Origin of the sequence: Nocardia sp. CDC160 (assembly GCF_035818795.1) — a bacterium.
In the GTDB taxonomy this organism is placed as follows: Bacteria; Actinomycetota; Actinomycetes; order Mycobacteriales; family Mycobacteriaceae; genus Nocardia.
On sequence record NZ_JAYKYT010000002.1, the window covers coordinates 1404979 to 1419962 of the forward strand.

At 68.6% G+C, this 14984-nt stretch carries 12 protein-coding genes; 5 read left to right on the forward strand and 7 right to left on the reverse strand.

Annotation, left to right across the window (positions count from 1 at the left end):
- Window positions 1-2 precede the first annotated feature (2 nt).
- Complete coding sequence (gene kdgD, locus VMT40_RS14040) at window positions 3-917, reverse strand: 5-dehydro-4-deoxyglucarate dehydratase (protein WP_326358414.1); 915 nt, start codon at window positions 915-917, stop codon at window positions 3-5.
- 18 nt (window positions 918-935) lie between these two features.
- Window positions 936-1814, reverse strand: coding sequence for a LysR family transcriptional regulator (locus VMT40_RS14045; RefSeq protein ID WP_326358415.1), 879 nt, complete (start codon window positions 1812-1814; stop codon window positions 936-938).
- A gap of 217 nt (window positions 1815-2031) precedes the next feature.
- Between VMT40_RS14045 and VMT40_RS14050 the strand changes: the two genes are divergently transcribed.
- The 4 genes from VMT40_RS14050 to VMT40_RS14065 all read left to right on the forward strand — a co-directional run bounded on the left by VMT40_RS14050 (window position 2032) and on the right by VMT40_RS14065 (window position 6228).
- On the forward strand, window positions 2032-2856 hold the full coding sequence (locus tag VMT40_RS14050) for an IclR family transcriptional regulator (RefSeq protein ID WP_326358416.1): 825 nt from the start codon (window positions 2032-2034) through the stop codon (window positions 2854-2856).
- Between the two features lie 17 nt (window positions 2857-2873).
- Window positions 2874-3677 (forward strand): NAD-dependent epimerase/dehydratase family protein, encoded by an 804-nt coding sequence (locus VMT40_RS14055; protein ID WP_326358417.1) that lies wholly within the window; start codon window positions 2874-2876, stop codon window positions 3675-3677.
- Window positions 3678-3850: 173 nt separating this feature from the next.
- Window positions 3851-5236 carry a sugar porter family MFS transporter gene (locus VMT40_RS14060; RefSeq protein WP_326358418.1) on the forward strand — a complete coding sequence of 462 codons (1386 nt, stop codon included), beginning with the start codon at window positions 3851-3853 and terminating at the stop codon, window positions 5234-5236.
- Window positions 5237-5241: 5 nt separating this feature from the next.
- Window positions 5242-6228, forward strand: coding sequence for a lactonase family protein (locus VMT40_RS14065; RefSeq protein ID WP_326358618.1), 987 nt, complete (start codon window positions 5242-5244; stop codon window positions 6226-6228).
- Here VMT40_RS14065 and efeB read toward each other — a convergent pair.
- From efeB to VMT40_RS14080, 3 genes are all read right to left on the reverse strand, one after another.
- Window positions 6225-7457: an iron uptake transporter deferrochelatase/peroxidase subunit gene (efeB, locus tag VMT40_RS14070; protein ID WP_326358419.1), complete on the reverse strand. Its 1233-nt coding sequence runs from the start codon at window positions 7455-7457 to the stop codon at window positions 6225-6227. The two genes, VMT40_RS14065 and efeB, sit on opposite strands and share 4 nt — an antisense overlap.
- Before the next feature lie 17 nt (window positions 7458-7474).
- On the reverse strand, window positions 7475-9571 hold the full coding sequence (gene efeU, locus VMT40_RS14075; RefSeq protein WP_326358420.1) for an iron uptake transporter permease EfeU: 2097 nt from the start codon (window positions 9569-9571) through the stop codon (window positions 7475-7477).
- Window positions 9572-9635: 64 nt separating this feature from the next.
- Window positions 9636-10130 carry a GtrA family protein gene (locus VMT40_RS14080; protein ID WP_326358421.1) on the reverse strand — a complete coding sequence of 165 codons (495 nt, stop codon included), beginning with the start codon at window positions 10128-10130 and terminating at the stop codon, window positions 9636-9638.
- A 211-nt stretch (window positions 10131-10341) separates the two neighbouring features.
- Between VMT40_RS14080 and VMT40_RS14085 the strand changes: the two genes are divergently transcribed.
- Window positions 10342-12531: a phosphocholine-specific phospholipase C gene (locus VMT40_RS14085; RefSeq protein ID WP_442789983.1), complete on the forward strand. Its 2190-nt coding sequence runs from the start codon at window positions 10342-10344 to the stop codon at window positions 12529-12531.
- A 4-nt stretch (window positions 12532-12535) separates the two neighbouring features.
- Here VMT40_RS14085 and VMT40_RS14090 read toward each other — a convergent pair whose 3' ends face one another.
- Both VMT40_RS14090 and VMT40_RS14095 read right to left on the reverse strand, forming a co-directional pair.
- Complete coding sequence (locus VMT40_RS14090) at window positions 12536-13291, reverse strand: hypothetical protein (protein ID WP_326358422.1); 756 nt, start codon at window positions 13289-13291, stop codon at window positions 12536-12538.
- 6 nt (window positions 13292-13297) lie between these two features.
- A complete protein-coding gene (locus tag VMT40_RS14095; protein ID WP_326358423.1) occupies window positions 13298-14746 on the reverse strand; it encodes a lipase maturation factor family protein in 1449 nt (482 codons plus the stop codon).
- Window positions 14747-14984: the final 238 nt, after the last annotated feature.

The following is a 14984-nucleotide window of genomic DNA, read 5'->3' on the forward strand; positions in this document are numbered from 1 at the left end:
CTTCACACGATGGTCGCGACGAGCTCGGTCAGCTCGGCCAGCTCGGATTCGGTCAGATCCGTCAGGGGTGGCCGGACCCGACTGGAGGGCCGCCCCACCGCCCGCAACCCCGCCTTGACGATCGACACCGCGTAGCCGGGCGCACGATCGCGAATATCCAGGTACGGCAGCACGAATGAGCGCAGCCTGCGGTAGACCTCCTCGCGATCGTGCGCCCGCACCGCCTTGTAGAACGCCAGCGCGAACTCCGGCGCGAAGTTGAAGATGGCCGAAGAGTATGTGGTGACACCCATTTCGGTGTACGGCAGGGCGAAGGTCTCGGCGGTGGGCAGCCCGCCGATATAGGTGAGCCGATCGCCCAGCCGCGCGTAGATGCGGGTCATGGTCTCGATATTGCCGACGCCGTCCTTGAAGCCGATCAGGTTCGGGCACCGCTCGGCCATGCGTGCCACGGTCACGTCGTCACAGGCGGCATTGGCTCGGCTGTAGAAGATCACGCCCAGCGCGGTCGCCGCGCACACCGCCGCCACATGCTCGACCAGACCGTCGGGACCGGCCTCGGTCAAATACGGCGGCAGGAGCAGAATCCCTTGCGCACCAGCAGCTTCCGCCGCCTTGGCCTGTTCGACCGCCACGGCCGTGCCCGCCGTGGCGGGTGCGATCACCGGCACCCGGCCCGCGGTCTCGGCCACCGCGGCCCGCAGCACCCGGTCGATCTCGGCCGAGGTCAGCGAGAAGCCCTCCCCGGTGCCGCCCGCGGCGAAGAGCCCGGCCACGTCGTACTGGGCCAGCCACCCGATGTGCTCGCGATAGGCGGGCTCGTCGAAGGCCAGGTCGGCGTCGAAATGGGTGACCGGGAACGACAGCAGTCCCCGCCCCAGCACCGCGCCGAGTTCCTCGGCCGATATCGATGACATGGTTTCCTCCTCGAATGTTCAGGCGTCGTGCCAGGTCTCCAGCAGGTCCGCGACGCGGCGCAGGGCCGGATTGCTCGGCTGCCGACGCCAGACCGCGTACAGCTCGGCCCGTTCGCGCACGCCCGTCAGCGGCAGATAGCGCACGCCCTCCGGGTGCAGGTGGCTGGCGGTCTCCGGCACCAGGGCCACACCGCGTCCGGCGGCCACCAGCGCGAGCATGGTGTGCACCTGGGTCACCCGATCGCCCACCTCGTGGGACACCCCCGACAGCACCCGCGCCATGAGTTCGGCGAAGTAGCGGGCCGGTCCGGGCGCGTACACCAGGAACCGCTCACCCTCGAGCTCCGCGACGGTCACGGCCTCGCCGTCCAACCGGTGCCGCTGCGGCACGGCCAGCACCAGCGGGTCCCGGTGCACGAGCACGCCGTCGAACTCGGTGCGCTCGAAGGGCGGGCGGCACAGTCCGAGATCCAGTTTGCCGCTGGCCAATTCGCCGAACTGCTGGGCGCTCACGGCCTCGCTGAGCGCCAACTCCACGGTGGGCAGCGCGCGCGAGATCCGATTCAGAAACGGTCCCAGGAAGCCGAATCCGGCGGTGGCGGTGAAGCCGATGCGCACGGTGCCGGTGTGCCCGGCCGCCACCAGCCGCGCCGCGCCCGGTGCGGCCTCGGCCAGGGCCAGCAGCCTGGTCGCCTCGGCCAGGAAGACCGCGCCCGCCGGGGTCAGCTCGACCTGACGCTGCGTGCGATCCAGCAGTTGCACGCCGATATCGCGCTCCAGCTTCTGGATCTGACGACTGAGTGGGGGCTGGGTCATGCGCAGGCGTTCGGCCGCGCGGCGGAAGCTGCCCTCCTCGGCGACCACGACGAAACCGCGCACCTGCTCCAGGGACAACATGGCGGTGGCCCTCCTCGGTTCGCCTCGATCACCTCCCCCTGGAGGCTAGGCGAGTCCGGTGATACCGGTCCAACATCAATCGAGCATCGGCCGATGCTGAAGCGGTATCGAATTCGAGTTCACATATGTGAATTGCTTTGACTATAGGGAGGAATTCGCGATTGAGAACAGTCTCGAAGCGAACTAGCCTCGCACTCATTCCCATCGAAGGAGAGCCATGCCCCGCCCCGGCCGGATCGATCAGCCCGCCGAACCCGACTCGGCCCGCAGGCCCGAGACCGACACGGCGGGGGTGAAGTCCGCGCGCCGCACCATCACGCTGCTGGAAGTGTTCGCGGCCAACCGATCCTGGCTCTCGCTCGCCGAAATGCACGAGGCCACCGGCTTTCCCCGCTCCAGCCTGCACGCCCTGCTGCGCACGCTGCGCGATGCCGGGTGGATCGACGCCGATGACACCGGCACCCGCTTCCGGCTGGGCGTGCGCACCCTCGTCTGCGGCACCGCCTACCTGGACCGCGATCCGGCCATGCCCCACGCCACCGCGCTGCTCGAAAGACTGCGCGACGAAACCGGTTTCACCACCCATTACGCCCGGCTGGCCGGTACCGAGGTCGTCTATCTGGAGACGCGCGAATCCCGGAGCTCGGCCCATCTCGTCTCGCGGGTGGGCCGCGCGCTGCCCGCGCACGCCACCGCCCTGGGCAAGGCCCTGCTGGCCGAGCTCGCCGACGAGGAGTTGACCGGACTGCTCCCGCCGCGCCTGGGCGCGCTCACCGCACACACCGTGACCGACCGCGACGTGCTGCGCGCCGAACTCGAGGTGGTCCGCACCCGCGGCTACGCCACCGAGCGCGAGGAGGGCACCGCCGGGGTGGCCTGCGTGGCCGCCGCTGTCCCCTACCGCATTCCGGCCACCGACGCACTCAGCTGCTCCATGCCCCTGGACCGGGTGACCGAGGGCGAACAGCACCGCATCGGGGCGGCGCTGGCGCAGGCCGCCACCGACCTCGCGCGCGGCCTGCGCCGTGCCGGTATCCGCTGACCCCAAGGAGTCTCACCATGTCCGACCAACGCGTTCTGCTGACCGGCGCGGCCGGTGTCGTCGGAAAACTGATGCGCCCCAGGCTCGCCCGCGCCGGTCGCGTGCTGCGACTGCTCGATATCGCGCCGCTCGATCCGGCGGCCCCCGGCGAGCGAGTCGAGCTCGTCACCGGATCGATCACCGATCCGCAGGCCATGGCCGCCGCCTGCCGCGATGTCGACGCGGTGATCCATCTCGGCGGTCTCAGCCGTGAGGACAGCTGGGAGCGCATGCTCGAGATCAATATCGACGGCACCCGCACCGTGCTGGAAGCCGCACGCGCGGCCGGTGTTTCGCGCGTGGTCCTGGCCTCGAGCAATCACGCCGTCGGCTTCCGCCGCATCGGCGAGGCGGGCCCGGACGGGCTCCCCGGCGACAGCAGTCCCCGCCCCGACACCTACTACGGGGTGAGCAAGGCCGCGATCGAGGCCCTCGGGAGCCTGTACCACTCCCGCTTCGGCATGGACGTGACCTGCCTGCGCATCGGCAGCTGCTTCGAACGCCCCGCCGATGTCCGCCAGCTCTCCCTCTGGCTCTCCCCCGACGACTGCGCCCGCCTGCTCGAATCCTGTGTGGCCACGGACAAACCCGGTTACCGCATCGCCTGGGGCGTCTCGAACAACAGCCGCTCGATCGTGTCCCTGCGCGAGGCGCGGGAGATCGGCTACGAAAGCCGCGACGACGCCGAACAATTCGCCAGCGATATGCCCGCCGGTGAGGTGGGTGAGTTCCTCGGCGGTGCCTTCTGTACCACTCCCCTCGGTATCGCCAACCCGATCTGAATCCGCCACTGGCTCTTCGGGGTTTCAGGGGCTCGCCCCTGAGAGCCCCCGAGAGTGGACAATTCACATATGTGAATGCATTGCGTGATACCGAATTTGAATCAGAATGCGTATTGCCTTCGCCATACGGGTGACCCTGAGCACACTTGTTTGGCAGTGAAGGAAGCACCCCCATGCAGCAGTCGGCAACGGCGCTCGCCCGGCCGAGGCGAATCAGCGTTTCGTATCTCTACTTCTTCGGCGCGCTCGGCGGCATCCTCTTCGGATACGACCTCGGCGTCATCTCCGGGGTCCTGTTGTTCATCAAGCCGCTGTGGCACCTCGGCTCGGTCGCGCAGGGCGTGGTCGGCGGCTGCCTGGCGGCCGGGGCCATTCTCGGCGCGGCCTGCGCGGGCCGCATCACCGATCGCTGGGGCCGCCGCCGGTCCATCATGGTGGCGGCCGCGGTCTTCACCGTCGGTGTGCTCGGCTGTACCGCCGCACCGAGTTTCGGTGTGCTGGTGGTGGCCCGGTTCATTACCGGTGTCGCGGTGGGCTGCTCGTCGGCGACGGTCCCGACCTATCTGTCCGAACTCGCCCCCACCCGGGTGCGCGGCGCGCTCTCGACCCTGAATCAGCTGATGATCGTGTCGGGCATCCTGATCGCCTACATCATCGACTGGGCGCTGTCGGGCGCGCAGAACTGGCGGCTCATGTTCGCCCTGGCCGCGGTCCCGGCCGTCATCCTGTTCTTCGGCCTGATCGGTATGCCGGAGACCCCGCGCTGGCTGGTCAAGGCCGGACGCGACGAGGACGCTCGCGTCGTGCTCGAGCAGACCCACCGCGACGACGATATCGAGGCCGAACTCGGCAGCATTCGCGAGGTGATCCGGCTCGACGCCGCCCAGCAGGGCCGCTTCCGAGATCTATTGGCGCCCTGGGCTCGACCGGCTCTCCTGGTGGCCCTCATCCTCGCCGTCGGCCAACAGTTCGCGGGCACCAACGCGGTGAACCTGTACGCGCCCATCATGTTCAAGGATCTCGGACTCACCAGCTCGAACTCCCTGCTCGCGTCGATCATCATGGGCACGGTGAAGGTCATCTTCACGGCCTGGGTGTTCCTGGTGGTGGACCGGTGGGGCCGGAAACCATTGCTGCTCATCGGCAATGTGCTCATGGCGCTGGCGCTGTTCCTGCTGGGCGCGGCCGTGCTCGGCATGGACAAGGGCACCGGAACCGGCATCGTGGCGCTGGTGCTGCTCAATCTGTACTGGGTCGGTTACGAACTCGGTTGGGGCGCGGTGGTGTGGGTCATGATGGCCGAGATCTTCCCGCTGCGCGTGCGCGGCGTGGGCATGGGCACCGCCAGCACCGTGCTGTGGGCCGCCACCTTCACCATCACCTTCCTGTTCCCGGTCATGAACGACCATCTGGGACTGGCGTATTCGGCCTGGATCTTCGCCGCGGTGAGCGTGGTGCTGTTCGTCCTGGTGCGCCGGTTCGTGCCGGAGACCAAGGGCCGCAGCCTGGAACAGATCGAACTGGACCTGCGGGCGCGGGTCCCGGGGGCCGCCGCGTGACCAGCATGGTCTATGTGTCGAATGCCGGTAGTGCGGAGATCTCCGCACTCCGGCTCGATCCGGACGGCACGCTGCGGCCGGTGCGGACGATCCCGGTCGGCGGCGCGGTCATGCCGCTGGCCGTCACGGCCGACGGGCAGCGGCTGTATGCCTCGCTGCGCTCGGAGCCGTACTCCGTAGCCTGCTTCGATATCGATTCCAGCACAGGGGAATTGACCGAGCTCGCCACGGTGCCGCTGCCGGACAATATGGCGTATCTGTCGGTCGACCGCAGTGGTCGGTACCTGCTCGCCGCCTCCTACACCGGCAGTGTCGTCTCGGTGAGCGCCCTGCGCGGCGATGGCCGGGTCGGCCCACCCGTCACGGTCCTGGCCACACCGCCGCACGCGCATTCGATCGTCACCGACCCCACCAATCGGTTCGTGTTCGCGACCGCGCTCGGCGGTGACGGGATCCTGCGGTACCGATTCGAGGCCGACAGCGGGCTCCTCACGCCCGAACCCGACGCGTCCGTCCGCACCAAACCCGGTGCGGGGCCACGACATCTGCTGTTCCACCCGAGCGGGCGATTCGTCTACGTCAGCAATGAGCTGGACGGCACCGTCGGCGCCTACCACTTCGATGCCAGCACCGGCGATCTCACCGCCATCGACATCTACAACGCCACGCCCGAGGGCGGCACGGACCCGTGGACCGCCGAGCTGCGCTGCACCCCCGACGGTCGCTATCTCTATGTCTCCGAACGCCGTTCGAGCACCCTCGCCGGATTCGGCATCGACCCCGACTCCGGCGCGCTGCGCCCACTCGGGCACACCGCCACCGAAACCTGTCCGCGCGGCTTCGATATCGACCCCGGCGGCCGATACCTGGTGGCGGCCGGACAGGACTCGGACAGCCTCACCGTGCACGCCATCGATCCCCGTACGGGCACGCTCACCGCCCTCGGCCGCCACCGGGTGGGCCGCGATCCCAACTGGGTCGAGATCGTCTAGCTCAACAGGCCGCGGGCATACCAGTCCCGAGCATCCCTGACACCGGGCAGGGTGAAGAAGTAGCCGCCGCCGAAGGGCTGGACGTAGTCGGTCAAAGGCTCACCGGCCAAGCGGGTTTGGATGGTTTCGAACTGGCGTTGGATGTCCTGCTGGAAGCAGGTGAAGATGTGGCCCGCGGACATATTGCCATTGGGATCGATGCCCAGGTCGTAGTTGTAGGACCGGCGCAGCAGCTGCTGATTCGCGGTCTCGGGCGTGCGAGGGTTGGCCAGGCGGATGTGGGCGTCGGCCGGGGTGACGGTGGCGTCCGGGTCGGCGGCGTAGTTGGGGATGTCGGTTTCCTTGTTGCCGTCCAGGGGTGCGCCGGATTCGCGGCGGCGGCCGAACATGTTCTCCTGCTCGGCGATCGAGACGCGGTCCCAGAATTCGACCAGCATGCGGATCAGCCGGACCACCTGATAGGTGCCGCCCGTGGTCCACGCGGGTTCGTCGGCGCTGTCGACCCAGATCAGATCCGAGGCCGTCGAACCGACCGGGTTCGCGGTCCCGTCCTTGAAGCCGAGCAGATTGCGACCGGTCCCCGACGGACGGGACGGCGAGTTGTAACCCTGGATCTTCCACCGCAATTGGAGCGCGCCCCGGGTATGGCGGGTGATGTCGCGAATCGCGTGGTGCACGGTGTCGGGATTGTGCGCGCACAGCTGGATCAGCAGATCGCCGTGCATCCAGGCCGGATCGGGTGAGTCGTCGGGAAAGGTCCGCATGGGTGTCAGGTGGGCGGGCTTGCGGTCGGCCAACCCGAAGCGCTGATCGAACAGGCTCGCGCCGACCCCGGTCGTCACGGTCAGACCGTCGGCGGGAATGTCGGGCCCCAATACCGCGCTGTCGGCGGGCGGCTCCCCCACGCCCAGGTCCGGTGCCGGGCCGCCCGCGGTGAGCGCCCGGGCGCGGCCGGTGAGCGTCTTCATGAGCTCGGTGAGCTCCGCGCGATTCGCGGCGGTCACATCGAAGGCCGCGAAGCAGGACGCGCTCTGCTTGTCGGCGGGCGCGGGCGTCAGGATGCCCGCCTGATGCTCGCCGTGGAACGGGAAAACCGGTGTGGGCGTGGCGTGCCCGCCCGCGGCGGCGGCATCCACGCGCGCGCCCTCGACGAGGACACCCGCGGTCAGGGCGGTTCCGGCGGCGCCCGCGGCGGCACCGGAGAGGAAGCGGCGGCGGCTGACAGTCATTGGTGTGATCCTTCGGGTCAGTTCGCTCGGGTTTCCAGCAGGCGCGGCACGCGATCCAGCGACTCCAACGCGCCGCCGATCGCGGCCAGCACGGCCTGCCGGGCGGCGTGCGGAGTCTGCGCGGGGGCACGCCAGCGGCCGTTGTCCTGGGTGGCGAGCAGGGCCGTGCGCAGGGTGTCGAGCTTGGCGGTCAGCTCGGGGCGCAGTTTCGGATCGCGGGTGTCGAGCAGCGAACCGAGCTGATCCAGCACGGCGCGGGTGACCTCGACATCGGCCAGCGTCATCGGATACGCCGCGCCCGCGCCCAGATCGTCGAGGCCCGAAAGATGGTCGCGCAGCGCGTCTTCCAGAATCTCGTGGGCGCGGATCGGCAAGGTTGTGGGCTTGCCCGCGATATCGGTGCTGGTCAGGTTGTCCCCGATGGCGGTGATATCGGCACCGAGCTTGTCGATCACGGGCAGCAGCTGTTCGGGCGACTGACCGTGCCAGAGGCCGTATTCGAGACGGTGCAGCCCGGTGAAGCCCGGATCGTCGACACCCTCCGGCAGGCCGCCGGGCAGCCCGTCCACGGCGGTCCCGGCATCGCCGAAGCTGTTGTAGGAAGCGCCGACCCGCTCCCACTCCTGCTGCGCGAGCAGCCAATCGGCCTGCGCGGCCGGGATATTGCGCGCCCGCAGATCCCGCCCGACCGCGCCGACCGCCGCGGTGAGCCGGGGCAGCACCTGCCGCACATAGCTCTGATAGGCGTCATTGGGGCCGCGCAGATCGCTGGCCCGAATGGGTTTGAACGCCTGGGGCGCGTCGGTCTGCGGGCCGGTGGCCTGCACGCGCGGCGAGGACAGCGCGGGACTGCCCGACAGCAGGCACACGATGGTGTAGCTGCCCGGATTCAGGGTGGCGGTCAGCTCGGCGGTGGTGCCGGGGCCGATGTTCTCGATCTCACCGGCGATCGCGCCGTCGGCGTCGACCAGATCGATCTCGCCGGACTTGCCGGAGGAGTTGTGCACGGAGATGGTCTGGGTGCCGGTCACCGCGGAAGTCCATTCCGGCGCACAGTGATCGGCGGTCACGGTGACCTTCCGGGCGGTACCGGAATCCGCCGAGGGCAGCAGTGCGATGGCGACGGCGGCCGCCACCACGGGGACCAGCACCAGCGTCGCGCCGACCAGCACCGGGCGCGGACCGGCCACGCGCTCCCACCAATCCGCGTGGTGCGCTTCGTCGTCCGACGCACTCGCGGCCGGTGCGGGTTCGGCCGTCGCGGGCTCGGCCTTCGCGGGTTCGGTCGGCTCGGTGCGGCCCGCGCGGAGGAACAGCGGAATCACGGTGGCCAGGTAGGCAATCCACGCGACCACCTGAAGCACCGTCATCTTGGGCGACAGATTGGTGACGCCGGTAATGATCGACACCCACCACGAGTTCGGATCGATGTGCGCGGTCAGGTCGAAGGCGATCCAGCGCGCGCCCGGCAGCCAGCCCGCCTCCTGCAGATCGCCGAGACCGTACGCGAGCACCCCGGCCGCGATCACAATGAGCAGCACGGCGGTCCGATTGAAGAAGACGCCGAGGTTCAACCGCACCGACTGGCGAAACAGCAACCAGCACAGCGCGAACGCGATCAGCAGACCGAGCGCCGCACCCACCAGGGGCGCGGCCGTGGATCCGGCCGCCTTGATGGCGGTCCACACGAACAGCGTGGTCTCGAGCCCCTCGCGCCCGACCGCCAGGAAGGCCGTCACCGCGAGCACACCCGCGCCGAGCCCGGCGGCCCGCGCCACCTCACCCCGCAGCTGTCCCGACAGCGAGGCACCGGTCCGCCGCATCCAGAAGATCATGGCGGTGACCAAGGCGACCGCCAGCACACTCAGCACGCCCGCGACCGCGGCCCGCGCCGAACTGGTCAGCGCGGCCGTCGAATAGGTCAGCACGGCGGCGAAACTGCCCGCCACCGACACCGCCCCGAGCACGCCCAGCCACACCGGCGTCGTCGAGACCGGCCGCTCCGGCGTCGCCAGCCGCCGCACGGCGGCCAGCAGAATGGTCACCACCAGACCCGCCTCGAGTCCCTCTCGCAGGCAGATCAGTAGATTGGGCACAGCCTCGGCAACGCTCACGGGCCAAAGGTAAGCCATACCTATCTCAGGGTCCAGTCGGGCCCGTCGAACTTTCGGTGACGCGTCAGCGCTGGTCGCGCGATCGTCGAGGGTTGAAGACGAGCAGCCGCATCGAGGCGTACATGAACAGGCCCTCGCCGAGTCCGCCCACGATTCGAGCGAGTCGATAGTCCAGGCCCAGTGCCGCGACCACGCTGGTCACGCCGAGGATGAACACCAGGTAGTTCACCGCGACCACCACGACGTACACCGCCACCTGCGGCCCGACCGCGGCATGCGAGGCGAAGTTCAGCGTCCGGTTCAGCACATAGCTCAATGCGAACGCCGCGCAGTAGGCCACGGTCACCGCGAGCGGCAGGGCCGCCCCGAGCCACCCGTGCAGGGCGGTGAGCACGAACAGGTCCGTCGCGAAGGTGAATCCGCTCACCGCCAGATATCCCACGAAGGTCGGCGCCACGAACCGTCCGAGCCCGAACGGCAGCGCCGCGACCACCACCTCGCACGCCCGGTGAAACCACCGGACCGCCCGACCCGGTCTCGCCACCGCTTGCGTCGTCACCGGATCACCGTCGCATCGCCAGATGACCCCCAGGTGATCACCGGACCAATTCCGTGCCGCCCCGGTAGCGTCTCCCGCGCCGAGAGTGGCTGGGAACAGGTGACCGATCGGAGAAGTGATGAGGCCAAGATTCGCCGAGACGAATCGGCGGACGGTGCTGGGTTCGATGCTGGCCGCGGGCGCGGCCGGGGTGGCCGGGTTGCCGGAGGGCATGGCGGAGGCGTTGGCGGAACCCCGGCGCGCGGGCACGCTCGGGCAGATCGAGCATGTGGTGATCCTCATGCAGGAGAACCGGTCCTTCGATCACTACTTCGGGACCATGAGCGGCGTAAGAGGTTTCGGGGACAAGCGGGCGGTGCGCTTGCCGTCGGGCGGGTACGACCCGGTGCTGCAGCTGGCGATGGACACTGCGGCGGGCGCGGGCGTCGGCACCGATCTGGCGAGCGGGTCGGCGGGGACCGGGAGCGCCAGCGGGAGCAGCAGTGGCTCGGCGGACAGCGGGAGCGGTGGCGGGGCCGGGACGCGGGACGCGTTCCATCAGCCGGATGCCTTCAGCAGCACCGGATTCCTGCTGCCGTGGCATGTGGACACCACGCGCGTGGACGGGCAAGACCTCGGCGATCTGGCGCACGACTGGAACACCACACATCTGGCGTGGGCCGACGGGGCCTATCACTCGTGGATCGCGTCGAAGTCCAAGATGACGATGGGTTACTTCACCGAGGCCGACATTCCGTTCCATCGGGCGCTGGCCGCGGCCTTCACCATTTGCGACCACTACTTCTGTTCGATTCAGGGTCCGACGACTCCGAATCGACTGTTCCACTGGACCGGCACCATCGATCCGCGCGGGAGCCTGGGCGGGCCCGCGGTCAGTAATCCGCCCGACTATCGGCCCGTGTATCGCTGGACCACCTATCCGGAACGCCTTCAGCAGGCCGGGATTTCGTGGCAGGTGTACGCCGACAATCACAGCGGCGGCGACTTCCTGGCGGACTTCGGGGACAATCCGCTGTGGCTGTTCCAGGCCTATCACGACGCCGCCAAGTCCGCCGACCCGGCGATTCGGCAGCTGGCCGAGCGCGCCAATGTGACCACCACGGGTATGACGCCCGCGCCCGCGGGCACCGACGGCACCGATGTCGATTATGTTCTGCAGCAGTTCATTTCCGACTGTGCCGCGAACAAGCTGCCCCAGGTGTCGTGGGTGGTCGCGCCCGCCGGGTACTCCGAGCATCCGGCCTACCGCCCGGCCGACGGTGCCGCGTATTTGCAGCGGGTGCTGAAGGCGTTGTGGGACAACCCGAAACTGTGGGAGTCCACGGTCCTGCTGGTCAACTACGACGAGAACGACGGCTTCTTCGATCACGTGGTGCCGCCCACCGCGCCGCCCGGCACCCCCGACGAGATCCTGGCCGCGCTGGAAATCACCGGCGGCGACCTGAATTCGGGATCGGCGACGTTGGGTCTGGGCTCGGGTTCGGGTTCCGGTTCGGCCGTGATGGACACCCTCATCAGCCGGGCGGGCGCGCTGCTGGGTGGTCAGGCCCCGATCGGGCTGGGGCCGCGGGTGCCGATGCTGGTTATCTCGCCGTGGAGCCGGGGTGGCTGGGTGAATTCCCAAGTGTTCGACCATACTTCGGTGCTGCAATTCCTCGAGCAGTGGACGGGTGTGGCCGAGCCGAATATCTCCGCCTGGCGGCGGGCCGTGTGCGGCGATCTGACCAGTTGTTTCGATTTCGGCAAGCGCGACAACAGCATTCCCACCCTGCCCGACGCGAATGCCGAACGGGCCCGGGCGGCCGGGCAGAAGAATCTGCCCAAGGCGACCCCGCCGTCACCGGCCGGGCAGCGGATGCCGGTCCAGGACGGCGGGCGGGCGAAGGCGCGCGCGTTGCCGTATCAGCCGGTCGCGTGGGTGGAGGCGAGCGCGGGCGGCGCGACGGTCCGGTTCGGCAATCAGGGCAGGGTGGCCATGCCGTTCCAAACCTATGCCTACCACGACAATTCGGTGCGTCAGACCGTCGTGGATCCCGGTGGCACCGCGCAGGAACGCTTCCAGCTCGGCGGCGCGTACGACTTCGCGGTCCACGCGCCCAACGGCTTCCTCGTCGAGGCGACGGGCGGGGCCGACACCGCGGGCATCGGCGCGACGGCGGCGGTGGGCGGCAGTGCCGATCGGCCCACGTTCGTTGTGACGGTGAGCAATACCGGATCCTCGGCGGTGACGATCGAGGTGAGCGGATCCAAGACGACCATCGATGCCGGATCCACACACGACTTCCCCGCACCACTCGACGAGGGCTGGTACGACCTGACCCTGACCGTTTCCGGAAACTCCCACTGGCGCAGACACTTCGCCGGTCACCTGGAGAACGGCCGCCCCAGCAGTACCGGCTAGCCGATCAGGACTCGAAGGCGGCGGAATGCCATTCGGGTAGCGCGTCGGGGTTGGCGCGCAGGTATTTGAGGGACTGTTTCATGTAGACGCGGGGATTCGTGTCGAGGTGGTGTGCCCACGTCGGTTTCGGATCCCCGCGCATGACCGTCCAGCAGGCCAGCGCGTAGCCGTACATGGGTTGCGACAGGTACCCGAGGCGCTGCCAGCCCCACCCGCGATGGTTCTGCGAGAACTGGAACGCCGCATTGGCATTGAAGACGCCGAGGCCCAGATAGACCGTCGTCAGATCGGTGAGCTGTTCGCCGTCGTGTCGATCGGCATCGATGCGCCGCTCCCCCAGCAGCCGCTCGTGCGCCAGTTCGTGCGCGACGGTCGCCACCAGGGTGACCGGTGACCGCATGCGGGACAGCTCGAGCGACACCACCGCGCGCCCGTGCTCGAGCCGATAGTGTCCGGCCTCGCCGTGGCTGGGCACGTGCAGGAAGGCGGGCAGGTCCGGGGGCATCGCGTCGGTCGCCGAATCGAACTCCACCACAAAACGATCCCGGCCGACCCCCATGTATCCGGCCACTCGCTGAACCACCGCCCGCACCTGCGATTCCGTTCCGCTGTAGGCCCCGGGAAAATAGTCGTCCGTCGGCAGGATCACCGGCGTGCTCAGCGTGCGCGGCCCGAATTCCGCCGCGCACCAGCGCAGCATCTCCTCGATCCAGATCCGCTCCAGCTCGTCCACCGGAGCGCGCGGACGGAAAAATCCCATGCCGCATTATGTCCGCCGCGCGAGGGATGCGCGCCCCGGAGAAATCGGTGGCACATAGTCGCCCACCACGCTGCGCACCCACCAGGCACGGGTCTCGCGCCATTCGCGGGCGGTGGTGAAGCGGTACTCGTAGAGGCGGGCGCGCACGAAGCGGGGCGGCGCGTCCGGGAACGGATTGCGGCGCAGCAGGCGCAGGGTGGCGCGGTCGTTGCGCAGCAGGCGCTCCAGGAAGGGACCGAACCAGGGACGGGCATAGGTCGGCGAGTGGGCCGCGAACCACATCAGCCAGTCCAGACGCAGATGGTAAGGGGCCCACTGGCGTGGAAGTCGGTGCGGATCACCGGGTTTGCCCTTGAACTCGTACTCGCGCCAGTGCGTGCGCTCGGTGAGCTCGAGGTCGGATGTTCCCTCGACGACCACCTCGTAGCGGATGCGGTCGATGCTGCCGAAGGCACCGAAGGTGTTGATGAGGTGAAAAGGATTGTAGGACTGATTCATCCGTTGATGACTCGACAACATATTGCGCACCGGCAGATAGCTCAGCGCCACCGTGCAGCCCGCGAAGACGAACACAAGCACCGTGAACCACAGCGGTGAGTCCGGCAGCTCAGGCGTGTCCGGAATCGGAAACACCTTCACCACACTCGAATTCGAGACCGCGGACCAGGCCAGCACGATCGTCAACCAATTCAGCCACGCGAAATTGCCCGACAGCACCAGCCACAGCTGCGTGACGATGACGATCGCCGCCGCCACGCTCGCCACCGGCTGCGGTGCGAACAACCCGAACGGCACCACCAATTGCGCGAAGTGGTTGGCCGCCACCTCGATTCGGTGCAGGGGACGGGGCAGATGGTGGAAGAACCAGCTCAGCGGCCCCGGCATGGGCTGGGTCTCGTGGTGGTAGAACAGGCAGGTCAGATCCCGCCAGCACCGATCGCCGCGCAGCTTGATCAGTCCGGCCCCGAACTCCACCCGGAACACCAGCCACCGCGCCAGCCACACCACCAGCACCGGCGGGGCCACCCGGTCATTGCCGAGGAAGACCGCCAGAAACCCGGCTTCGAGCAGCAGCGACTCCCAGCCGAACGAATACCAGACCTGGCCGACATTGACGATCGACAGGTACAGCACCCACACCAGCAGCCAGACGCCCATGGCCGCCCACAGCGGCAGCAGATCCGCGACACCGCCCACCAGCGCGGCCGACACCAACGCGCCGACCCACGCCACCGACGCGAAGAACCGGTCGGAGTAGTACAGGTGAAACAGGCTCGGGGACAGCCGAAACGGCCGCCGCGCCACATAGCGCGGGACCGGCGTCATACCGTGCGCACCGAGCAGCGCCTTGAACTGCCGGGCCGCCGCGACGAACGCGATCACGTAGATCGCGGCGACCCCGCGCTCGATCACCTGCCGCGCGAACCAGTACTCCGGTGCGATGAACCACTCCATCCCGTGCCTCCCGGGCCGGTCTGTGTCATCTCATCTCACATACCCGTTTTTCGGACGGGTACGGGTACCGGTCGGCATGGATCAGATCGGAATGAACGCTCTGATGATGCCGACCACATTCGCGACGATGCCGGTGACGGTGCTCGCGAGATTCAACGCGGACGAACCGAGCGACAGGATTTCGGAACTCATCGGGGCCTCTTCCTAAGACAGCGTCGTGATAGGGAGGACTACCTGT

Excerpts from the sequence above, each read along its gene's own strand:
- kdgD (WP_326358414.1), bottom strand. The coding sequence starts at position 917 with ATGTCATCGATATCGGCCGAGGAACTCGGCGCGGTGCTGGGGCGGGGA.
- VMT40_RS14045 (WP_326358415.1), bottom strand. The coding sequence starts at position 1,814 with ATGTTGTCCCTGGAGCAGGTGCGCGGTTTCGTCGTGGTCGCCGAGGAG.
- VMT40_RS14050 (WP_326358416.1), top strand. The coding sequence starts at position 2,032 with ATGCCCCGCCCCGGCCGGATCGATCAGCCCGCCGAACCCGACTCGGCC.
- VMT40_RS14055 (WP_326358417.1), top strand. The coding sequence starts at position 2,874 with ATGTCCGACCAACGCGTTCTGCTGACCGGCGCGGCCGGTGTCGTCGGA.
- VMT40_RS14060 (WP_326358418.1), top strand. The coding sequence starts at position 3,851 with ATGCAGCAGTCGGCAACGGCGCTCGCCCGGCCGAGGCGAATCAGCGTT.
- VMT40_RS14065 (WP_326358618.1), top strand. The coding sequence starts at position 5,242 with ATGGTCTATGTGTCGAATGCCGGTAGTGCGGAGATCTCCGCACTCCGG.
- efeB (WP_326358419.1), bottom strand. The coding sequence starts at position 7,457 with ATGACTGTCAGCCGCCGCCGCTTCCTCTCCGGTGCCGCCGCGGGCGCC.
- VMT40_RS14085 (WP_442789983.1), top strand. The coding sequence starts at position 10,342 with ATGGCGGAGGCGTTGGCGGAACCCCGGCGCGCGGGCACGCTCGGGCAG.
- VMT40_RS14090 (WP_326358422.1), bottom strand. The coding sequence starts at position 13,291 with ATGGGATTTTTCCGTCCGCGCGCTCCGGTGGACGAGCTGGAGCGGATC.
- VMT40_RS14095 (WP_326358423.1), bottom strand. The coding sequence starts at position 14,746 with ATGGAGTGGTTCATCGCACCGGAGTACTGGTTCGCGCGGCAGGTGATC.